Source organism: Streptomyces sp. N50 (assembly GCF_033335955.1).
In the GTDB taxonomy this organism is placed as follows: Bacteria; Actinomycetota; Actinomycetes; order Streptomycetales; family Streptomycetaceae; genus Streptomyces.
Genome location: NZ_CP137549.1, coordinates 8,163,434 through 8,184,094, shown reverse-complemented (window position 1 = coordinate 8,184,094; position 20,661 = coordinate 8,163,434). Strand labels below are relative to the sequence as shown.

The 20,661-nt window shown below is 69.8% G+C and carries 15 protein-coding genes and 1 pseudogene; 5 read left to right on the top strand and 11 right to left on the bottom strand.

Translation table 11 applies throughout. The annotated features are described in order from the left end of the window. Positions 1–111: 111 nt before the first annotated feature. The 5 genes from R2B38_RS36345 to R2B38_RS36325 all read right to left on the bottom strand — a co-directional run bounded on the left by R2B38_RS36345 (position 112) and on the right by R2B38_RS36325 (position 5,721). Complete coding sequence (locus R2B38_RS36345; RefSeq protein WP_318020051.1) at positions 112–1,143, bottom strand: N-acetylglucosamine kinase; 1,032 nt, start codon at positions 1,141–1,143, stop codon at positions 112–114. Beyond that, positions 1,143–2,390 carry a 6-phospho-beta-glucosidase gene (locus R2B38_RS36340; RefSeq protein ID WP_318020050.1) on the bottom strand — a complete coding sequence of 416 codons (1,248 nt, stop codon included), beginning with the start codon at positions 2,388–2,390 and terminating at the stop codon, positions 1,143–1,145. The genes R2B38_RS36345 and R2B38_RS36340 overlap by 1 nt, the downstream gene beginning before the upstream one ends. Next, positions 2,387–3,289, bottom strand: coding sequence for a carbohydrate ABC transporter permease (locus R2B38_RS36335; protein WP_318020049.1), 903 nt, complete (start codon positions 3,287–3,289; stop codon positions 2,387–2,389). Before R2B38_RS36335 ends, R2B38_RS36340 begins: the two co-directional genes overlap by 4 nt. A 111-nt stretch (positions 3,290–3,400) precedes the next feature. Continuing rightward, positions 3,401–4,369, bottom strand: coding sequence for a sugar ABC transporter permease (locus tag R2B38_RS36330; RefSeq protein WP_318020048.1), 969 nt, complete (start codon positions 4,367–4,369; stop codon positions 3,401–3,403). Positions 4,370–4,374: 5 nt separating this feature from the next. Beyond that, the gene (locus R2B38_RS36325; protein ID WP_318020047.1) at positions 4,375–5,721 is read right to left on the bottom strand and encodes an ABC transporter substrate-binding protein; all 1,347 of its coding nucleotides are present in this window, start codon (positions 5,719–5,721) and stop codon (positions 4,375–4,377) included. Positions 5,722–5,844: 123 nt separating this feature from the next. Between R2B38_RS36325 and R2B38_RS36320 the strand changes: the two genes are divergently transcribed. After that, the gene (locus R2B38_RS36320; protein WP_318020046.1) at positions 5,845–6,675 is read left to right on the top strand and encodes a GntR family transcriptional regulator; all 831 of its coding nucleotides are present in this window, start codon (positions 5,845–5,847) and stop codon (positions 6,673–6,675) included. A 107-nt stretch (positions 6,676–6,782) separates the two neighbouring features. Next, positions 6,783–7,877 carry a glycosyl hydrolase family 18 protein gene (locus R2B38_RS36315; RefSeq protein ID WP_318020045.1) on the top strand — a complete coding sequence of 365 codons (1,095 nt, stop codon included), beginning with the start codon at positions 6,783–6,785 and terminating at the stop codon, positions 7,875–7,877. A 74-nt stretch (positions 7,878–7,951) separates the two neighbouring features. Here the strand turns inward: R2B38_RS36315 and R2B38_RS36310 are convergent. The 5 genes and pseudogenes from R2B38_RS36310 to R2B38_RS36290 all read right to left on the bottom strand — a co-directional run bounded on the left by R2B38_RS36310 (position 7,952) and on the right by R2B38_RS36290 (position 15,104). After that, positions 7,952–9,344 (bottom strand): annotated as a pseudogene (locus tag R2B38_RS36310) (amidohydrolase family protein). Positions 9,345–9,490: 146 nt separating this feature from the next. After that, on the bottom strand, positions 9,491–11,038 hold the full coding sequence (locus R2B38_RS36305) for a Na+/H+ antiporter (protein ID WP_318020044.1): 1,548 nt from the start codon (positions 11,036–11,038) through the stop codon (positions 9,491–9,493). Positions 11,039–11,050: 12 nt separating this feature from the next. Then, positions 11,051–11,299 carry an Atu4866 domain-containing protein gene (locus R2B38_RS36300; protein ID WP_033281666.1) on the bottom strand — a complete coding sequence of 83 codons (249 nt, stop codon included), beginning with the start codon at positions 11,297–11,299 and terminating at the stop codon, positions 11,051–11,053. An 81-nt stretch (positions 11,300–11,380) separates the two neighbouring features. Beyond that, a complete protein-coding gene (locus R2B38_RS36295) occupies positions 11,381–13,024 on the bottom strand; it encodes an MFS transporter (protein WP_318020043.1) in 1,644 nt (547 codons plus the stop codon). 121 nt (positions 13,025–13,145) lie between these two features. After that, positions 13,146–15,104 carry an amidohydrolase gene (locus R2B38_RS36290; RefSeq protein ID WP_318020042.1) on the bottom strand — a complete coding sequence of 653 codons (1,959 nt, stop codon included), beginning with the start codon at positions 15,102–15,104 and terminating at the stop codon, positions 13,146–13,148. Between the two features lie 165 nt (positions 15,105–15,269). Between R2B38_RS36290 and R2B38_RS36285 the strand changes: the two genes are divergently transcribed. From R2B38_RS36285 to R2B38_RS36275, 3 genes are all read left to right on the top strand, one after another. Further along, positions 15,270–16,202 (top strand): LysR family transcriptional regulator, encoded by a 933-nt coding sequence (locus tag R2B38_RS36285; RefSeq protein ID WP_318020041.1) that lies wholly within the window; start codon positions 15,270–15,272, stop codon positions 16,200–16,202. Between the two features lie 135 nt (positions 16,203–16,337). Continuing rightward, positions 16,338–17,075, top strand: coding sequence for a YoaK family protein (locus R2B38_RS36280; protein WP_318020040.1), 738 nt, complete (start codon positions 16,338–16,340; stop codon positions 17,073–17,075). Positions 17,076–17,101: 26 nt separating this feature from the next. Further along, complete coding sequence (locus R2B38_RS36275; protein ID WP_318020039.1) at positions 17,102–17,866, top strand: MIP/aquaporin family protein; 765 nt, start codon at positions 17,102–17,104, stop codon at positions 17,864–17,866. Here the strand turns inward: R2B38_RS36275 and R2B38_RS36270 are convergent. Beyond that, the gene (locus tag R2B38_RS36270) at positions 17,850–20,477 is read right to left on the bottom strand and encodes an NACHT domain-containing protein (protein WP_318020038.1); all 2,628 of its coding nucleotides are present in this window, start codon (positions 20,475–20,477) and stop codon (positions 17,850–17,852) included. The two genes, R2B38_RS36275 and R2B38_RS36270, sit on opposite strands and share 17 nt — an antisense overlap. Between the last annotated feature and the right edge of the window lie 184 nt (positions 20,478–20,661).

The following is a 20,661-nucleotide window of genomic DNA, read 5'->3' as shown; positions in this document are numbered from 1 at the left end:
AGGTGCAGGTCAGTGCCGGGACATGGGTGGTCGTAGCGGGGCGCGTGCCGGGTCCACCCACACCCCGAGCCGGACCCGGCACCTCGCCCCACCAGCCCCGGACCCGGCACCTCACACCCCCGAAGACCGCCCACCCGGCCGTACCGGATCAGGAACCGCCGCTCCCCCGAACCCCGCGCGCAACCGCGCCTCAGCCCCAGGCGCGGGTCCCGGGTGCAAGTCCAACGCCGCCAACGCCGCCCCGAGCAACGGGGGTTGCGTGCACACCACCGGGCGGACGGTCGGGACCGCCTCCCTGAGGCGGTGTTCGACGTCGTCGAGGAGTGCCTTGTGGCCGGCTGCCAACACGCTTCCGCCCAGGACGACTTCGGGGTCCGGAGCGGTGGCGAGTTGGAGGCGGCACAGGACGGTCAGGGCCATCCTCGCGATCTCCGCGCCCAGGCGTTCTACCAGTTCGGTCGCGATCTCGTCGCCCTCGTCGCGTGCCGCGAACACCGCCGGACAGAGTTCGCTGAGGCGGAGTGAGGGGAGGTCGCCGCTGTGCAGGGCGGCGGTGACGTCGGCGACCGTCGCGAGGCCGAAGTGGTCAAGTACCGCTGCGTGTAGGGCTGTTCGGGGGCCGCGGCCGTCCTCGGCCCGTGCCGCGTGCCACAGGGCCGACGTGCCGACGTCGATGCCGCCGCCCCAGTCGCCCGAGATCCCGCCCAGCGCGGCGAAGCCGGTGGTGCGGCCGTCGGGGGCCACGCCGACGCAGTTGATACCGGTGCCGCAGACCACGCCGACGCCCCAGGGGCGGCTGGCGCCGGCGCGCAGGACGGCGTAGGAGTCGTTGTCGACGCGCTGGGTGACCGCCCAGCGGCGGGCGCCGACGGCCTCGCGCAACGCCTTGATCTCGTACGGCAGATCGGCGCCGGCGAGGAAGGCCGTGATGCCGTCCACCTCGACGTCGGCCGCCACGCCCGCCGACGCCATCGCCTCGGCGCGCAGGGCCGCGAGGACGTCCATCGCCGCGTCGACGCCCACCGCCTGCGGGCGGAAGCCGCCGCCCCTCGCGCGGCCGAGAATCGTGCCGTCCGTCCTCAACACGGCAACGTCCGTCTTGGAGTTGCCGCCGTCGACCGCGAGCAGCAGGCCCGTCTTCATCAGGCCCACCACAGGTGTTCGCGGTTGGCGGCGACGAGCTTCGCCGCCAACTCCTCGGCCACCTTTACCTGCCCGACGAGGGGATGCGCCAGCAACGCCGTCGAGACCCGGTCGACCCCGCCGTGCAGGGCTGCCTCCAGGGCCAGTTCCTCGTACGCCGTCACATGCGCGATGAGTCCGGCGAACAACGGCTCTACGGCCGTGACGGGCAAGGGAGTTGCTCCCTGCGCGTCGATGCGCGACGGGACCTCGATGACGGCGTCGTCGGGGAGGAAGGGCAGGGTTCCGTTGTTGCGGACGTTGGCGACGCGGACGTCACCGGTGTCGGCGGTGAGGGCGTGCACCAGCTGGACGGCGGCCTCGGAGTAGTAGGCGCCGCCGCGCTTGTCCAGCAGGGCGGGCTTCTCCGTCAGGGCCGGGTCGGCGTACATCTTGAGCAAGTCGCCCTCCATCTCGGCGACTTGCTGGGCGCGGGAGGGTTCGCTCAGCTGCTCGCGGAGGACCTCGTCGTGGGCGTAGTAGTAGCGCAGGTAGTAGGAGGGAACGACACCCAGCCGGCGGACCACGTCCAGCGGCATGCGCAGCCGGTCGGCGAGGGCCTGGCCGTGTTCGTCGAAGATGCGCGGGAGGACGTCGACGCCGTCGACCCGTACCGCCCGTTCCCAGGTGAGGTGGTTGAGGCCGACGTGGTCCAGGGCGACGCGCTCGTGGTCGACGCCGAGCCAGTCGGCGAAGGTGCGCTGGAAGCCGATGGCGACGTTGCAGAGGCCGACTGCCTTGTGTCCGGCGTCCAGTAGGGCGCGGGTGACGATGCCGACCGGGTTGGTGAAGTCGACGATCCAGGCGTTCGGGGCGCGCTTGGCGACCCGTTCGGCGAGGTCGAGGACGACCGGGACGGTGCGCAGCGCCTTGGCCAACCCCCCGGCGCCGGTGGTCTCTTGGCCGATGCGGCCGCACTCGTGCGGGAAGGTCTCGTCGACGTGCCGGGCGGCCTGGCCGCCGATGCGGAGCTGGAAGAGGACGGCGTCGGTGCCGTCGATGCCGGCGTCCGGGTCGGCGGTGGTGGTGATCTTCGCGGAACTGCCCTGGCGGGCCAGGATGCGGCGCGCGAACGGGGCGATGACGTCGAGCCGGTCCGGGTCGGGGTCGACCAGGGCGATCTCGGTGACGGGGAGGCCCAACCGGGCGAATCCGTCGATGAGTTCGGGGGTGTATGTGGATCCGCCGCCGACAACGGTGATCTTCAACCTTTGACTCCTGTCAGTGTGACGCCCTCGATGAAGGCCTTTTGTGCGAAGAAGAAGACGATGATCACCGGCGCCATCGCGATGAGGGTCGCCGCCATGGTGAGGTTCCACTGCACCGCGTGGGAGGTCTTGAAGGTCGCCAGGCCCAGGGCCAGGGTCCAGTGGGCGGGCGTCTCGCCGGTGTAGATGAGCGGGCCGTAGTAGTCGTTCCAGGCGTTGAAGAAGGCGAAGAGGCCGACCGCGACGAGCGCGGGGCGCATCATCGGCAGCACCACCCGGGTGAGAACCCGGAGTTCGCCGCAGCCGTCGATGCGGGCCGCGTTGAGATAGTCCTCGGGGACGGTCAGCAGGAACTGGCGGAGCAGGAACACCGAGAAGGCGTCCCCGAAGAGGGACGGGAGCACCAACGGCCAGATGGTGCCGGTGAGATGGAGCCTCGCCCACATCAAGTACATGGGGATGACGAGGACTTGGGGCGGCAGCATCATCATCGTGATGACGCAGAGGAACGCCGTGTTGCGGCCCTTGAAGCGGAACCGGGCCAGCGCGTACGCGATCGGCACGCTGGACAGCAGGGTGGTCGCGGTGGCGGCGACGGCGTAGATCACCGTGTTGGTGAGCCAGGTGCCGATCGGCGCGGTGCTGAAGACCGTGCGGTAGTTGGACCACTGCCAGTGGTGGGGCCAGAGGCTGGTGGTGAGGGACTGGCCGTCGGTCATGAGCGAGGTCAGGAAGATGAACACGATCGGGCCGATGAAGGCGCAGGCCAGGCCGACGGCGATGGCGTGTTCGGCGATCCAGATCAGGGTCCTGCGGCGGCCGGCCCGGCCGCGCGCGGCCCGGTGGGGCGAGGCGGCACGGGTCTGCCGGGCGGGTGCCGGGGCGTAGGTCGTCGTCATCGTGGCGCCTCCTCGGCGGCCAAGTCCGGTGCGGGCGTGGCGACTTGCCGATGGATGAAGCGGCAGGTCATCGCGTCGGCTCCTCGGTGCGGAGGATCTCGGCGCCGTACGTCATCGCGGCGCCTCCTCGATGTCGAAGCCGGAGGCGCGGCGGAGCAGGACGACGGTGAAGGCCATCGCCACCACGAAGAGCACTACGGCCAGCGCGCAGGCGTAGCCCGCGTGGAACTGGTTGAAGCCGGCGATGTAGAGCTGCTGGGGAAAGGTGAGGGTGGAGCCGTCCGGATAGCCGGGCGCGGCCTGGATGTTGCCGTTGGCGACCTGGGAGGCGACCATCGCCTGGGTGAAGTACTGGAGTCCGGCGATGACCCCGGTGACGGTCGCGAACAGCACGACCGGGGAGATCGTCGGCAGCGTGACGTAGCGGAAGCGGTGCCAGGGGCCGGCGCCGTCCAGTTCGGCGGCTTCGTAGAGTTCGGCGGGGACTTCGAGCAGGGCCGCCAGGAAGATGACCATCATCGTGCCGCTGCCCCACAGGGCGAGCAGGGTCAGGGCCGGTTTGGACCAGTCCGGTGAGTTGAACCAGAGCGGGCCGTGGATGCCCAGCAGGCCCAGAATCCGGTTCACCGGGCCGGAGTTGGGGTTGAACATGCAGACGAAGGCGACGGTCGCGGCGACCGGCGGTGCCAGCGCGGGCAGGTAGAACAGGGTGCGGAACAGGCTCGCCCCGGCCTTGAGCCGGGCGGTGACCATGGCCACACCGAGGGCGAAGAGCACCTGTGCCGGGACCATGATGACCACCAGCCAGGCGGTGTTGCGGACGGCGTGCCAGATCAGCGGGTCGCCGTCCAGCAGATAGCGGTAGTTGCGCAGCCCTACGAACTGGGCCTGGGAGATCATGTTCGAGTTGGTGAAGGACAGCCAGACCGTCATCACCAGCGGGTAGACGAGGAAGACGGCGAAGCCGACCAGGCCGGGGGCCAGGAAGAGCAGCACGCGCAGCCGGTTGCGGCGCATCCGTGCTTTCAACGGGGCCGCGACGAGCGGGAGTTGAGCGATCTGGTGGGTGCTGGTGGCCATGACGGTCACTGCCCCAGCTTGAGCGCGGCGTTGTTCTGCTTGTCGACGGCGGTCAGGCCGGCCTCCAGATCAGGCACGCCGCCGCTCTGCCACTTCTCCACGAAGTGCCCGAAGTTGGTGAGGTAGGCGCCGCCGTCGCCGCTGGCCGGAGTCGTGGTGGTCAGCGGATTCTTGTAAACCTCAAGGAACGGGGCGAAGTTGGGGTCCTTGGAGAGTCGGAGCGAGGGCGAGTCGAGCGCCGCCGTGGTGGTGGGGACGTTGCCGATCGCGTCGGCGAGCGAGGTCAGCGCGTCGGTGTCGGTGGTGAGGAACTTGATCAACTTCCAGGCGGCGCCCGGGTGTTTGGCGCCGCGCGGCATGCCGATCACGTTGCCGCCGACGTAACCGGCGCCGTACAGCTCGGACTTGCCGTCGGCGGCGGGCACCGCGGCGGTGCCGTACTCGATGTTCGCCTTGTCGTTCTTGATGAACGCGTTGCGCCACTCGCCGTCGATCATCATGGCCAACTTGCCGGTCTCGAAGGCGTTCTGGGCGGAGAACTCGTCCCCCATGCCCGCCTTGAAGGTGACCAGCTTCCTCGCGCCGAACCAGTCGACGAGGCTCTTCTGCCAGGTCAGCGCCTGGGCGAAGGCGGGGTCGGCGCCGACGTTGGACTGGCCGTCGGCGGTGAGCCACTTGCCGCCCCAGCTGGGGACGAGGTGCTCGGTGAGCATCTCGTAGGCGCCGAGGTAGGGCATGAACCCGGCGGTCTTGATCGAGCCGTCGGCGTTGAAGGTGGTCAACTTCTTGGCGTCCGCCGCCAGTTCGGACACGGTCTTGGGCGGGGAGGTTATCCCGGCCTTCGCGAACAGCTTCTTGTTGTAGTACAGGCCGAAGGTGTCGGCGAGCCACGGCATCGTGCAGCGCTTGCCGTCGAAGGCGGTGTACGACTGGACGGCCTTCGGGATCTGGCCCATGTCGACGTGGTCGGCCTCGATGTCCGGGGTGAGGTCTTGGAACGCTCCACTGGAACACCAGCCGCCGACGTTCGCGGCGTTGAACGACGACGCCACGTCGGGGGCGGTGCCGCCGCGGATGGCCTGGTTGACCTTGTCGTCGGTCTGCGCGGCGACGGCCTTGACGGTGATGTACGGGTACTTCTTGTGGAACTTGGCCAGCACCGCGTCGACCGAGGCGATCTCGTGCGGGGAGCTGAGACCGTGCCAAAAGGTGATCGTGACCGGGGTGGTGTCGTCGGCGCCGGTGTCCGCCTTCGACGTGGCGCCGCCGGTGGTGCATGCTGCGGCCAGCAGCGCCGTTACCGCGAGGAGCGACGCGGCGACGGTACGGCGGGCGGTACGGGACTCGGACATGGAACCTCCGGCAACTTTGCTTACCACTTATTGACCAGTGGGCACATGTTGAGGCACCATTTGGGCACTGTCAAGCAAGCTTTCCCGAAGGAAAATGACCACTGGTATGGAAAGTTGGTAGGAATGGTCAGCGGTGAGAGCCGTTGGGAGAAGCGGGAACGCATCCGCACCCACCTCCTCGACCTGGTCGAGGAGACCGGCCCCGGACGTCCTCTCCCGGGCGAGCGGCAACTGTGCGAGGAACTCGGGGTCTCCCGCCCCACCCTGCGCGCGGTGGTCGACGACTTCGTCCGTGACGGTCTGCTGGTGCGGGAGCACGGGCGCGGTGTCTTCGTCGCCCGCGCCAAGGTCGCCCAGCACCTCAGCGGCAGCGCCCCCGGACAGGCACCGGGCCTGGGCGTCGGCGGCGTCGACGGCACGTGGGCGAGCCGCACCCTGGACTTCAAGACCGTCGCCGCGGGACCCCGGATCGGCCGCCGGCTGGGCATCGCGCCCAGCGAGCAGATCCTGCGGATCACCCGGCTGCGGACGGTCGACGGCGACCCGATGTGCGTGGAGACGCTGCACGTGCCGCACGTGCTGGTCCCCGGACTGACCGCCCGCGACCTGGAGACCGACTCCTTCTACCGCATGCTCGGGCAGCGGTACGAGATCCTGCTGACCGACGCCGCGCAGAGCATCGAACCGACCGTGGTCGACGAGTGGGAGGCCGACGTCCTCGGCGTCTCCGTGCACACCCCCGCCCTGCTCTTCGAACGGGCGGCGCGGGACGCGGAGGGCCGGGTCGTCGAGTTCACCCGCTCCGTCTACCGAGGCGACCGCTACCGCATCTTCACCAGGCTGTCCCTGGCGGCCCGGCCCGACGGCGGACGCGTCGTCGACGGCTCCTGGTCGGCGGCCACCACCGTCCCCGGCGCCGACACCCTGGTCTTCGACCCCTACTGGACCAACTAGCCGCCCTCACCCACCAGTTCACCGCGCCGGCCCACCGGCAGACGCGGCGGTCCCGCACGCCCTCCGCACCGGCAGGACCCGACACTCCCCACCAGAAAGGACCGCTCATGTTCCGTCACGCACTCACCGTGACCGGCGTCGTGGCCTCCACGGTCACCACACTGCTCGCCTGTACGGCCTCGGTCCCGGCCGACACCACCGCCCACCGCTCCACCACCGCCGCCTCCGCCGCCTCGGGCGTCCAGCTCCAGACCTGGCTCTACCCCGGGTCGACCGGCGACTCCACCTGCACCGCCAAGAGCGAGTACGCCGACAACAGGGTCAGGAGCGGCGCCCTCAACCCCGAGTACTGGTCGGTCCAGAGCAACGGCTCGGTGAAACTGGAGACCACCGCCGACGGCAGCTGCAACACCTACAGCGCGGCCAACGTCGCCGACCTCAAGGCGCACTCCACGTACCAGTACCCGACCCTCTCAGGTATGACCACGGCCGATGTCCACGCCCTGGTCAGCACCAGCAGCACCCGTACGGCGGCCGTCACCAAGGTCACCTCCCTCGTCAGCGACGCCGGGCTCAGCGGCGTCGACGTCGACATGGAGGACTACTGGTCCTGGAGCACCGCCGACTTCACCAACTACAGGACGTTCCTCAAGCAGTTGGCCACCGCCCTGCACGCCAAGGGCAAGCGCCTCCAGGTCGACGCACCGGCGATGACCGAGGACGCCTCGTTCTACGACTACGCGGCCGTGGCCGCCACCGGTGCCGACGACGTCGTGATCATGGCGTACGACGAGGAGTTCGACACCGCGTCCGGCGCCCGCTGCCTGCCCATCAGCCCCTACGACTGGCTGAAGAAGGTCACCCAGTACGCACAGAGCAAGATCCCCGACCCGAGCCGCCTGATCATCGGCGTGCCCTCCTACGGCTACAGCGCGCCCGACCCGTGCGACCTCAACTCCGTGACGGGCAACATCCAGTTCAGCGACATGAAGAAGAGCCCCGGATTCTCCAGCAACCCGGCCACCACAGAGAGCCGCCGGGACGCCTCCTCCGGCGAGATCCGCTGGGTCTCCGGCGGTGTCCTCTACGACTACGTCGACAGCGTCGCCATGGACCGCAAGCTCGCCGTCCTCAAGGGCCTCGGCGTCACGAAGGTCTCGGTGTGGTCGCTGGGCGGCGGGAACCCCTGGTTCTCCAACTGACCGACCTGATCCGCCAGTTGCTCCGATGCGGCGGGCGCCCCACGACCCCGGGGCGCCCGCCGCATCAACTCTCTTTACTTCGCAGGCGTGTTGAGCACGTGGTCGCGGGAGGCGTTCACCTCGGCACGCAGTTCGGGAAGGTTCACGTCGAGCACCTGGCCGTCCCACTTGCGCGGCTGCCCGTCGACGAACACAGCGGTGATGTTGCGCGCGTCGGAGCCCGACACCAGTGTTCCGATCGGGTCGTTGAGCGGCATGTTGTTGAGGTCTTCGGCCTGGACGACCAACAGGTCGGCCTTCTTGCCGACGGTGAGCGAGCCGGTGACGTCGCCGAGGCCGTTGGTCCGGGCGCCCTGGAGCGTGGCGAAGTCGAGGACGTCGTGCGTGGTGATGCGCGACAGCTCGCCGCCGGAGCCGTAGGCGGCGTTGACGGCACGCATCCGCTGGATGGCGAGCAGGGCCCGCATCTGGGTGAACAGGTCGCTGGCGAGGGCGACTTCGACGTCGATGCTCAGTCCCGGGCGGATGCCGACGGCGAGCGCCTCGTCCACCGCGGGGATCGCCGTCTCCAGGCCGATCTGCGCTTCCGAGGTGGGCGCGAGGGCCACCGTCGTACCGGACTCCCCCATCGCCTTCCACGCCTCGACGGTCAGACCCGTGGAGTGGATCAGGGTGACGTCGGGGCCGAGGATGCCGTGCTCGGCCCAGGACAGCACGGCTTCCGAACCGGAGGCACCGAAGACCGCGTCGACGCTCACGCCGATGCCCAAGTCGGCCGCCGTACGGGCGAGTTCAGGGCCGTAGGCGAGGGCGGGCCCCGCGATCTCGTCGGTGGCGAGGGTCGCCAGGCGGAGGGTGAGGAGTTGGTCGTCGCTGCTGAAGTACTGGTCCTTGAGGCGGTTCAGGTCGGCCGGCCACTGGCGGTCCCAGTCGCCGAAGTGCGGGCCCATGGAGGCGTGGACGCCGCGGATGCCGGTGTCGCGGAGGGCCTCGATCGCCGCGTCGGAGTGCTCGCGGGTACGGGAGTTGTGCGAGAAGTCGAGCATGGTGGTGATGCCGCTGTCGAGCGCGGTGAGCGCCGCGAGTCTGGTGCCGATGTACATGTCCTCGGGCCGGTAGACGGTGGCGTAACCCGCGAGCGTGGCCATCACATAGCCGCCGAGGTCGTCGACGTCGGGCATGATCCGGCGCAACTGGGCTTCCCAGGCGTGCCGGTGGGTGTCGACGAGACCGGGCGCGAGGATCGTGCCGGAGGCGTCGACGACCACCGCGCCATCTGCCTTGAGGTTCGGCCCGATTGCGGCGATGGTGTCGCCCTCGACGAGCAAGTCGCCCTGCACAGTGCCCAGTTCCGGGTCCATGGTGACGATGGTGGCGCCGGTGAAAAAGGATGCGCCGACCCGGGTCGGCGGCCTGGCGGCGCAGCTGGTCGAGAAGGGCGGCGCTGGTGGTGTTGTTGGCATTCATGAGAGCCCCTTTTCGGATGACTTCGGTGATGTCGGGTGATGTCGGGTGATGTCGGGTGGTGCGTGGTCCAAGATTCGATCCGCGTCCGTACGGCAACCAGGCCGCCGTCTCCCTAGGTGCGCCGCACCCAGGACGCCGTCCAGCGCCTACGGCCGCCCCAGCCGGATCTCCTCCACGTCGAGGACCTCCTGCACGGACCGCAGGACGATGTCGTCGATACGGCCGCTGTCGCGCAGGTCGGTGAGGGCGTCGCGTTTGACCTGGAGCAGGGCGAGTTGCAGGCGCCGTACGCTCTCGCGGCGGTGCGCGGAGCCGGGTGCGGGGGCCGTGCGGTCCTCGATGTCCTGGACCATGCGCGAGGTGTCCTCCTCGGCGACCCCGAACCGCGCCGCCAGCGCAGGCATGGCGTCCAGCGCCGCGCTGCTCAACCGGCAGCGGGCGAGGGTGAGTTCGGCGCTCTTGTCCTCGTCGGCCGGGAAGCGTGCGCGGCGGACCATGGCCGGCAGGGTGGGCCCGAGGAACGTGAGGGTGACGACGATGACGACGGCGGTGATGAACACGACGGCGTCCCGCTGCCCGACGACGCGCCCCTCGGCGGTCGTGGCGGGCACGGTCAGCGCGGCGGCCAGCGAGATGGCGCCGCGCATCCCCGCCCAGGCCAGCGGCAGCCGCTGCGGGGCGGTGATCCGGCGGTCCCGCTGCTGGGGACGCCGGTCCAGGAGCCGTACCAGATAGGGCACCGAGTAGAACCAGAGCAGCCGGGTGCCGAGCACCGCGACACTCACGGCGAGGGCGGCGACCGTCGCCTGCAGAAGGGACACGGACGTCAACGCCCGTACTGCGGCGGGCAGTTGGATGCCGACAAGCACGAACAACGCGCCGTTCAGCAGGTAACTCGCCACCTCCCAGAAGGCGACGGCCTGGATACGGGCCTCGGACCCGATGACCCGCGGCCCGAACCAGGCCGACACCAGACCGCAGACGACGACCGCCAACACACCGGACACATGCAGGAGTTCGGCCGGCAGATAGGCGAGGAACGGTGTCGCGACACTCAGCACGCTGTGCAGCAGCGGCTCGGGCAGCCGGCGCCGGACCGGGATGATGAGCAGCGCGACCGCCGCGCCGATCAGGATGCCGCCGGCGTAGGACGCGACGAAGGCGAGTGCCGTGCCGGACCAGGAGAAGGGGTGCTCGTCGGTGACGACGTCGATGGTCACGGCGAGCAGGACCAGCGCGGTCCCGTCGTTGAGGAGGCTCTCGGTACGCAGCACGGTGAGAATGCGGCGCGGCATGGCCTTGGCGACCGCGGCGACGGCCGCCGCGTCCGTCGGAGCGAGCACGGCACCGAGGACGAAGGCGATCGGCCAGCCGTAGCCCAGCGCGTGGGCCACGACGGCTACCGCGACGGCGGTGGCGAGGACCAGCCCGGTGGACTGGAGCGCGATGCTGCGGAAGTTGTTGCGGATCTCCCGCACCGAGGAGGTCAGCGCCTCCCAGTACAGCAGCGCGGGCAGGAAGAGGAGCAGGACGACGTCCGGGGACAGCGCGAACGACGAGAAGGACGGCGTCAGCCCCACGAGACACCCCGCGGCGAGCAGCAGCAGGGGTTCGCTCAGGCCCGTGCGCCGCGACAGCCAGCCCATGAGCAGGACGGCGGCCGCGACGACGACGATCAGTTCGAGGCTGTCCATGGCCGTGCCGACTTAGGCGCGGTACAGGACGAGGTGCTCGTGGAAGAGCACGCCGTCCCGGACGTCACCGGTGGCGGTGAAGCCGGTGTCGTCGACGTAGTCGATGTGGTCGCCGGTGACGGTGTAACTGCCGGTGTAGGCGCTCTGCCGGTTGCCCCGGGCCTCGTCGTAGCGGCCGTTCGGGAGGAGTTCCTGGCGGATGTGCCCGTCGGCGGTGACCCACATGCCGACGAAGGGGTGCGGTGCTGCGTTCGTGTTCATGGCTCCACGCTCGCGTTCCCGCGCACGGGTAACCAGGCCACACCTCTCCTGGGTGTCCGGCACCCACCTTCAGGTCTTCCTTCAGGAAGGGCGGCTCTCCGAGGTGGGTTGGACCGGTCCTACGGCGGCGTCGAAGGCGTGGGTCACCTCGGGGGCGGTGCCGGGCAGGAGCAGGGCGCGGGCGCGGTCCTCGAAGCCCCGGTCGGTCGTGGTGAGCCGGTTGTGGTGCTGGGCGAGGTGCTCGGACCAGGTGCCGACGAGGTAGTTCTCGATGAACCGGCCGGGTTCGTTGCCGTCCTGGAAGAGGCCCCAGGTGACGGCGCCGGTGCGGCGGCGGGAGTGGGCGACCCGGTCCATGGCGTCGATGAACGCCGCGCTGTCCTCCGGCGCGACGCGGTAGACGACGGAGACCAGCACCGGTCCGTCCGCGGGGCCGGGCACGAAGACCAGCGGTGGGGTCGGCCAGTGGTCGGAGAGGGTGGGGTCGATGCCCTCCATGCCGTAGAGCTTCCATCGGTAGAGGCTGAGCGCGCTCAGCACCATGACGGCGCTGCCGATGACGAGGGCCGTGGTCAGGCCCAGCCCTTGCACCAGGGCGCCCCAGACGGGGGCCGCCACGGCCTGGCCGCCCTGGAAGACGAGGAGGTAGACGGCGAGGCCGCGGGCCCGGACCCAGCCGGGGAGGCGGGTCTGGATCGCCGCGTTGAGGGTGGACAGGACGCCGATCCAGGCCACGCCGGCCGGGAGCAGTACGAGGACCGCGACCCAGGTGATGTGCACGGTCGCGAGGATCAGCAGGACGAGGGCGAACATGAGGGCGCCGGCCGCCAAGATGCCGTTGATACCCAGGTGTCGGCGCAGCCATGGCAGTGCGAACGCGCCCGCCACCGCTCCGACTCCGACCGCGCCGAGCAGCAGCCCGTAACCGCCCGAGCCCATCCCGAGGGAGTCGGCGGCGATGAGCGGGAGCAGCGACCACAGGGCCGCAGCGCCGGGGATGAACAGGGCGGTGCGCAGCAGGACGCGGCGGACGCCTGGAGCGTTCCAAACGTAGCGGCGGCCCGCGTACACCGCGGTCAGGAGCCGTTCCTGCTGCGCGGCGGGGACGGTCGTCTTCGGGCGGTGCCACAGCAGCAGTACGGCGGCGATCCCGAGGAACGACACCGCGTTGAAGCCGAACACCCACGCCGCGCCGGCCGCCGCGACCACGACACCGCCGAGCGCGGGACCGACCGCCCGCGCCAGGTTCATGTTGACCGCGCCCAGCGCGGACGCCTGCCCCAACTGGTCCCGTTCCACCAGTTCCGGCTGGATGGCCTGCCACGACGGCCCCATCAGCGCGGTCCCGCAGCCGAGGAGGAAGGTGAGGACCAGCAGGGGTACGGCGGACAGCGCGTCCGCGAAGGCCAGCGCGGTCAGCACCGCCGACACGGCGAACATCGCGAACTGCGCGACCAGCAGCAGCCCGCGCCGGTCGAACCGGTCCGCGAGCACACCCGAGGGAAACGCCAGCAGCACGATCGGCAGACTCGACGCCGTCTGGACCAGGGTCACCATGGTCGCCCCGTGCCCGAGCAAGAGCCACTGAGCGCCGACCGTCTGCATCCAGGTGCCGATGTTCGACACGAACTGGGCGATCCACAGCGCCCGGAACACCGGCCGCCCCAACGGCGCCCAGGCCGAGCCGGACTCCGCGGTCCTCCCCGTCGTCGTACTCGCGCTCATGCTGCGGCTCCCGGGGCGAGATGTGCGGTCGGTCGAGAAGAACGTACGGCAGCTCAGTGCGGGTCGGGCCACCAAGCCGCCGTAAAACCGGACCCGCCCGTGGGACCGGTCCAAGGGTCGGTCAGAAGCAGCCGTCGAGCGGGTCGAGCGCGCCGCCGACCTGGTGCGGCACCTGCGGTACGCGCTCGAAGTCGCCGCGCCGTTCGCGCCAGGCGCGCTGCTCCTCGGAGTCGGCGGCGGCGTCGACGAAGGCGCGGGCCTGCCGGGCGCCCGATGCCTCTGACGCCCCGGTCGACCCTGGTGCCCCGGTCGCCCCTGTCGCCTCGGTCCTCGCCTGGAATCCGCCGAAGCGGGCGACCGGGCTCCACGCCGGGCTGATCTCCGGGAGCGGGGCGGCGATGTTCTCGTAGTCGCCGACCGCGTGCACGACCTTGCCGCCGGCCACGGTGAGGAGGGCCTCGATCCGGTCGATGTCCTCGTCGGCGACGGAGAAGTAGTCGGCGGAGAGCACGGCCAGGTCGCCGTACTTGCCCTCGGCGATGGTGCCCTTCACATCGGCCTCGCCGGTGAGGTGGGCGCCCGCGCTGGTGTACATCTCCAGGGCGGTGGAACGGTCCACGCGGTTCTCGGCCGGATAGAGGAGCGTGTCGCCGATGGTGCGGCCGGTGACCAGCCAGGACAGGGACAGCCACGGGTTGTAGCTGGAGACGCGGGTGGCGTCGGTGCCGGCGGCGACCAGCAGACCGGTGTCGCGCATGGCGCGGATCGGGGGCGCGGTCGCGGCGCGCTCGGCGCCGTAGCGGTCGATGAAGGCCTTGCCCTGGAACATCATGCGGTTCTGCACGGAGACGGCGCCGCCGAGGGCCTTGATCCGTTCCAGACTGCTCCGGCTGACGGTCTCGGCGTGGTCGAACAACCACCGTGTCCCGTCCAGGAATCCGCCGTCCGCGGCGATCTTCTCGAAGACGTCGAGGTCCTGGCGGATCGTCTCGTCGTAGGTGGCGTGGAGGCGGAAGCCCCAGCCGTTGTCGAGCAGGAGACGGGCCGCCGCTTCGAGGTCCTCCCTTGCGCGGGCGGTGAGTTGGGGGCGTGGCTCGGCGAAGTTCTCGAAGTCTGCCGGGGACCAGGCGAGGTTCTCGCCGGCGCCGTTGCAGCGCAGCCATTCGTCTCCGTCGCCGGGGCTGACCATGCCGATCCAGCGGCGCAGGTCGTCGAGTTCCTGCCCGGCGGTCTGCGGGAAGAGGTGGTAGGCGATCCGGACCGTCAACTCCCCGCGCTCCGCGAGCTCGGTGACGGCCGCGTAGTTGTCGGGGAAGTTCTGGAAACCGCCGGCCGCGTCGATGGCGCTGGTGATGCCGAAGCGGTTCAGCTCGCGCAAGTAGTGCCGGGTGGAGCCGAGTTGGTCCTCGGGGGCGAGGATCGGTCCCTTGGCGAGGGTGGAGTAGAGCAGCCCGGCGGCGGGCGCGGCCAGCAGCACACCGGTGGGGTTGCCCGCGAAGTCCCGGACGATCTCGCCACCGGGTGGATTCGGCGAGTCACGCGTGAAACCGACGGCCTCCAGCGCGGCCCGGTTGAGGATCGCCGACTGGTACAAGTGCAGGACGAACACAGGGGTGTCGGGGGCGGCGGCGTTCAACTCGGACACGGTCGGCAGCCGCTTCTCCGCGAACTGCTCCCCGGTCCAGCCGCCAACCACCCTTACCCACTGCCCAGTTGGCGTCCGCCCGGCCTGCTCCCGCAGCATCCGCAGGGCGGTGCGCAACGACCGTACGCCGTCCCAGCGCAGTTCGAGCAGATAGTTCAACCCGCCCCGGATGACGTGCAGATGGGAGTCGTTGAGCCCGGGGATCACCCGCCGCCCGAGCGCGTCCACGACGCGGGTGGTGGGGCCGATGTGCGGGGCGACGGTCGCGTCGTCTCCCACGGCCGTGAAGACGCCGTCGGTGATGGCCACGGCGGACGCGGCCGGGCGGGCGGGGTCGCCGGTGTGGATACGGCCGTTGCGGACGACGAGCTGGGCGGGGTGCCGGACCCCGTCGTAGGGGCGTATGCCGCCCACGGGCATGGTGCTGCTGGACATGGAGGCTCCTCGGAGCGGGAGAGGCGAGGGGAGGCAGGGGGCCGGGGGGGCGGTCGTCCGGCGACACCCCAGACGCTAGGTCTGCGACAATGGATCGGTCCAACACATGGTTCTGCTCGAATCGATCGCCATCACAGATCGGTGCGGACAAGGGAGGCGGCGGCAATGGACCTGCGGCATCTGAAGTACTTCCTCGCCGTCGCCGAGACCCGCAACTTCACGCAGGCGGCGGCCAGTTGCTATGTCGCGCAGTCCGCGCTCAGCCAGCAGATCGCCCGGCTGGAGAAGGACGTGGGCGCCCAGTTGTTCAGCCGCACCAGCCGTTCCGTACGGCTGACGGCCGCCGGGGAGCTCCTCGAACCGTTGGCCCGCCGCATCCTCGCCGACGTCGACACCGCCAGGGCCGCGCTCGACGCCCTGTCCGGGCTGCGGCGCGGGCGGCTGCGCCTCGGCCTCGTCCAGACGCGGGCCTCCTCCGTCGACCTCGTCGAGGTGATGGCCGACTACCACGCCCGCTACCCGGGCATCGACTTCCACGTGACCAACGCGCCCAGCGCGGAGATGGCCGCGGCGGTCCTGGCCGGGGACCTCGACATCGCCGTGGTGGGCCTTGGACCGCGCCAAATCCCGGACGGCCTCGACCACCAGGTCCTGGCCGCCGACCCCCTCGTCCTGATCGTGCCCGCCGACCACGCGCTGGCCGGCGGCGGTGACGTCGTCGACCTCGCCGACCTGCCGGAGAGCCACCAGCTCATCCAGTTCACCCGGGGCAGCGGCCTGCGCCGCCAGGTGGAGGCCGCGTTCGCCCGGGCCGGAGTGGAACCGGGCCAGCACTTCCAGGTCGGCCAGATTCAGGACATGATCCGGCTGGCGGCACGGGGCATCGGCGTGACGGTCGTACCGAGGTCGTCGGTGTTCCTGGACCGTTCCATTCCGGGCAAGAACACCCGGGACGCCCTGCCGTACGGCGCCCGTGCGCTCCGGATCGCGGACGAGGCGGCCGTGCACACCATCTGCGCGGTCCACGACAGCAAGCGGCTGGCGCCGGCGGCCGCCGCGTTCCTGGAAGTGGTGGAACGGCACGCGATCAGGGACTGAGCGGGTCCCGACGATCGATCGCTGACACCGATCGCTGCACCCGCATCCATATGTTGGACGTAACGCTCCCATGGCGCGACGCTCGGAGGAAGAAGCCGGGAGACCGGAAGTCCTCCAGCGAATGGGAGCAATGCCATGTCTGCCGTACTGCGCGACGCGTGGACCACGGTCGTCCCCGACATGGAGGACCGGCACGGCCCGCTCCCTCCCCTGATGCTCGCGCTCACCGTGGTGACCGGGCTCGTGGACGCTTTCAGCTACCTCGTCCTGGGCCATGTCTTCGTCGCCAACATGACCGGCAACGTCGTCTTCTCCGGCTTCGCGATCGCCGGCGCGGCGGGCTTCTCCCTGGCCGCCTCCCTCGCCGCACTGGCCGCGTTCGCCCTCGGCGCCCTGCTCGGCGGCCGCCTCGCGCACGGGGCCGCCGCCCACCGGGGACGGGTCCTGCACCTGGCACTGCTGCTGGAGACGACCCTGGTCCTGGCGGCGTACGTCGTCGCCCAGGTCGCCGACATCTCGCACGTGACCACGGCGGTCCAGTACCCCCTGATCGCCCTCCTCGGTCTGGCGATGGGCGTGCAGAACGCCACCGCCCGCGCCCTGGCCGTACCCGACCTGACCACGACCGTCCTGACGCTCACCATCACCGGGGTCGCCGCGGACAGCCGTCTCGCGGGCGGCAAGGGCAGCAAGGTCGGCCGCCGCGTGCTCTCGGCCGGGGCGATGTTCGCCGGCGGTCTGGCCGGTGCCGTGGCCGTCGAGCACGGCGGCCGGGCGCTGCCCCTGCTGTTCGCCGCGGTGCTGCTGGTGGCGGCTTCCGCCACGGCGTTCGTCCTGACCCGCTCCGACGCGTCCTGGACGAAGCCGCTGTGAACGGAGCCACCGTGAAGGAAGCCGCGGTGAAGGACGCATCCCCAAGTCCCCCGTGGCGGCACACACTTCACTCCGCGCTCCTCGAACTAGCCCTGACCGCCTTGATGTTGTTCGTCGTGGCGACAACGGTCCGCTGGCTGATGGGCACCATCGACCCGGCGTCCGGCAGCTGGTGGAACACCCCGGAGGGCAGACTCCTCGCGGTGGCCCCCATCTCCGGCTACACGGTCACCGCCGTCATGCTCTCCCCCTGGGGCCGCCTCACCGGCGGCCACATCAACCCGGCGATCACCCTCGCGATGTGGCGCTACGGCCGCACCCCGGGCCGCGATGTCGCACCGTACATCGCCGGTCAACTGATCGGATCCCTGCTCGGCATCGCGGCCGGACGACTGGTCTGGGGCCCGGTGTTCGCCTCCCCGGCCGTGGACTACGCCGTCATCCGCCCTGCCCCCGGCTGGAGTTGGGCCTCCGTCGCCCTGATCGAGACCGCGACGATGTTCGTCATCGTCGCCGTCGCCGGAATCGCCGTCTCCAGCCGCCGACTCGGGCCGTTCACCCCGTGGGCGGTCGGCACGATGATCGCCGTCCAGATCATCGCCTTCGGCACCCTGTCGGGCGGAATCGCCAACCCTGCAAGGGAGTTCGGACCGGCCCTGCTCTCGGGCAACCCCTCGCTCCTGCCCGTGTATCTGCTCGCCCCGCCGCTCGGGGCGCTCGCGGCGACGGTCGTGGTCGACCGGGTCCACGCCCGGAAACAGCGCGGGCGCCACTTCAGCCCGTGCGAATGATCTTCAAGGTTGTCGGCAGCACTTCGTCACCGACCGTTCTCACGGTGGACGGCACCCGAAGGATGCGCAGGGAGGGCACGAACCGCAGCGAACTGACGTCCACCTCGGGGAGGGGAGTTTCCAGCGTCAGCTCGACGAGACGAGGGAACTCGTCGAGCCAGTCCCAGGAACAGCGCATGTCCGCCGCGATGCACAGCCCTACGAGGCGGTCCGGTACACAGTGGCTCCTCATTTCTTCGACACTGAGAGGCGACGTGATCCGCAAGTAGGATCTGCCGCCGAAACGGCGCAGGGTCCGCAGTTCCCGGCTGCTCGAGACGACGAAGTAGAGGCCGTCGTCCTCCCGCAGATCCGCGATGACCTCCTCGGCGTAGCGATCGGTGTCGAACCGGGCCCAGGCGAGGGCGAGTTCAGCACGTACTCGCATCTCCTCCGCGGCCCGGAAACGCGTCAGTACCGGGATGGCGGCGTCGGTGCCGATCCGAACCGCCACGAGCACGGTGAAGTACGCCTCGTCGGACGTCAGGCCCTCGGGTCCCGGCAGGAGTTCCAACACCACCGGACCGACATCCGCGAGCGCACGTGCTTGGTCCACCGAGCGGGGCGGGATGAGTTTCTCGGCACGGCGCTGGACTTCGGTTCGCACCTCGGGGTCGAGTTCGGTGGCGTCGTCCAGGCAGGCAGCGGCCAGCAGATGGAGCCGGTACCGGGTGTCCTTGGACGAGTCACCCCGTTCGATCAGTCCGGTGAGCAGCCGCGTTCGCTCCGCCGGGCGCGCGTGCGCGACGGCCATGCGGACGACGTCCTCCCACTGGTCGAGATGGGCGTTTCCGCCGAGGAAGTCGAAGTCGAGGCTCTCCACGGCGGCCCTGGCACCGAGGTAGTCCTGAAAAGTCCGGTGGACGAACTGCGTGGTTCCCTCGACCGGTTCGATGAGCAGTCCGCTCCGGACCAGGAGGTGACGGTAGATCTGTTTCGCCGTGCCCTGCTCGGCGACGCGAGGCATCGACGTCAGCGCCTGGGACAGGAGATCCACGACGTCCTTCGCGTCCATCTCCGAACGGCCGTTGCGGATCAGCCAGTACGCGAGTTTCTGGATCAGCTGTACCTGGTGCGTCTCACCGATCCGCATGTCGCCCGTCTTGTAGATACCGCGCTCACGGTCTCTCCGTGACAGCAGCATCGACAGGGCCGCGTCATAGAGTTCCTTGCGTCCATCGGGCAGATATCCCCTGCGGTCGCGGTGGAGCGCGCAAATGAGGGCACACATCAGCGGGTTCGTCGCAAGCCGGTCGAGTTCCTGCTTGGCCCGCACCGCGTAGAGGAGTTCCTTTCCGTACGCGTCGGCACTGCCTGCCGCCTTGTGCCAGCGTCTGATGAACGCGGCGACATCGTCACGGCTCATGGGAGCCAGGTCCAGTTCCGTGAACTTCTCGCTCGCCAGCCAGTTCTCCTGCACCGCCGAGGGACGCGACGTGACGAGCCAGTGGTTCTTCGGGTACGAACCGACAAGATCCCGCAGCCAGTTGCGGGCTTCCTCACGTTCTTCCTCGGGCATCTCATCGATTCCGTCGATGAGCATGAGGCCGCGCCCGGCGGACAGCACCCGGTCGTACCAACCCGTGGGCTGGGCGTGAGCGATCGGGCACCCTACGGCCGAGAGAAACTCGTCCGGGGCCGGCAGCCTCGCTCCGGCGCGAGTCAGGGAGCGCATGGGCAGCACGAACGGCACCAGTCCATGCAGGTACAGGAGATGCTCGTCGACGTCGCTGCGGGCGGCACTCACCGCCAGCCATTGCACGAGAGTGGTCTTCCCCGACCCCGCGACCCCGCGCATGAGGACCCGGGCACGCCCGGCCAGGACGTGTTCCGCCGGCATCGTCAACGGCATCTTCCCTGCCGCGGTCCCCGTGGCCTCCAGGCTCAGGTAGGCGGCATCCAACGGCCATGCCCCCGACGCCGTGGCCAGATCGAGGCCGAAGATGGTCAGCTTGCCGTGCTTCGTCGAGATATAGCTCGCATACCGCCCCTCGAAATTGCCGTCCGCCGGCGAGGGCGTTCGCATGATCAAGGTATCGATCTTCGACGACAGTTCCTCGATCCGGCGACTCTGCTCGACGAGGGTGCGGGGCACGAATGTCGATCTCGTGGTGAAGAAATGGAGGATGTGCAGGCAGGCGGTGTCCACCACCTGTGCGTGCAATAGCACCGCATCACTCGAAAGCCCGATCGTGGCAGCCGGATTGCTCGACCGGAGGCTCCGTGACAATTCCAGATGGCCGAGCTGAACGGCCTGGACGTCGTCCATGTCGATGTGCTCCAGAAAACACAGCGAGTGGGTGACGGCGTTCACCACGGCACGTTGCTCGAAGCGGGGAAGTCGTTCCGAGACACCGGTCGACAGCGCCGCGCGCTCGACCAACTCCTCCGCGATCTTGCGGAGTTCGACATCCGTGAGAGTCCGCTTCTCCCCACGGAAGGACACCAGGCCGGAGATGCGGACAGGTCTGTCGACCAACCCCGCGCCGGGCCCGTCCGGGCGAAACAGCTTCTTCACCAGCGGGCCGACGACGCTCGACGCGAGACGGGCCCCAACACTTACGGCTTCCATGGCGGCATCAGCGTAGAACTCCCTTGAGGCACAAGGTAGTTCAACCGATCACAAGACCATGAACGATCACCAAAGCGATCACAGGGCGCCAAAGTGTGCCTCGCTCCGGCAGTGCGTCGGAAGAATGCGACACGGCACGGGACCCGCGAACCCAAGGCGTGCGGCGGGCACGGGAGGACGACGC

Excerpts from the sequence above, each read along its gene's own strand:
- R2B38_RS36300 (WP_033281666.1), bottom strand. The coding sequence starts at position 11,299 with ATGAACACGAACGCAGCACCGCACCCCTTCGTCGGCATGTGGGTCACC.
- R2B38_RS36270 (WP_318020038.1), bottom strand. The coding sequence starts at position 20,477 with ATGGAAGCCGTAAGTGTTGGGGCCCGTCTCGCGTCGAGCGTCGTCGGC.
- R2B38_RS36290 (WP_318020042.1), bottom strand. The coding sequence starts at position 15,104 with ATGTCCAGCAGCACCATGCCCGTGGGCGGCATACGCCCCTACGACGGG.
- R2B38_RS36295 (WP_318020043.1), bottom strand. The coding sequence starts at position 13,024 with ATGAGCGCGAGTACGACGACGGGGAGGACCGCGGAGTCCGGCTCGGCC.
- R2B38_RS36305 (WP_318020044.1), bottom strand. The coding sequence starts at position 11,038 with ATGGACAGCCTCGAACTGATCGTCGTCGTCGCGGCCGCCGTCCTGCTC.
- R2B38_RS36320 (WP_318020046.1), top strand. The coding sequence starts at position 5,845 with ATGGTCAGCGGTGAGAGCCGTTGGGAGAAGCGGGAACGCATCCGCACC.
- R2B38_RS36285 (WP_318020041.1), top strand. The coding sequence starts at position 15,270 with ATGGACCTGCGGCATCTGAAGTACTTCCTCGCCGTCGCCGAGACCCGC.
- R2B38_RS36335 (WP_318020049.1), bottom strand. The coding sequence starts at position 3,289 with ATGACGACGACCTACGCCCCGGCACCCGCCCGGCAGACCCGTGCCGCC.
- R2B38_RS36315 (WP_318020045.1), top strand. The coding sequence starts at position 6,783 with ATGTTCCGTCACGCACTCACCGTGACCGGCGTCGTGGCCTCCACGGTC.
- R2B38_RS36345 (WP_318020051.1), bottom strand. The coding sequence starts at position 1,143 with ATGAAGACGGGCCTGCTGCTCGCGGTCGACGGCGGCAACTCCAAGACG.
- R2B38_RS36280 (WP_318020040.1), top strand. The coding sequence starts at position 16,338 with ATGTCTGCCGTACTGCGCGACGCGTGGACCACGGTCGTCCCCGACATG.
- R2B38_RS36325 (WP_318020047.1), bottom strand. The coding sequence starts at position 5,721 with ATGTCCGAGTCCCGTACCGCCCGCCGTACCGTCGCCGCGTCGCTCCTC.
- R2B38_RS36330 (WP_318020048.1), bottom strand. The coding sequence starts at position 4,369 with ATGGCCACCAGCACCCACCAGATCGCTCAACTCCCGCTCGTCGCGGCC.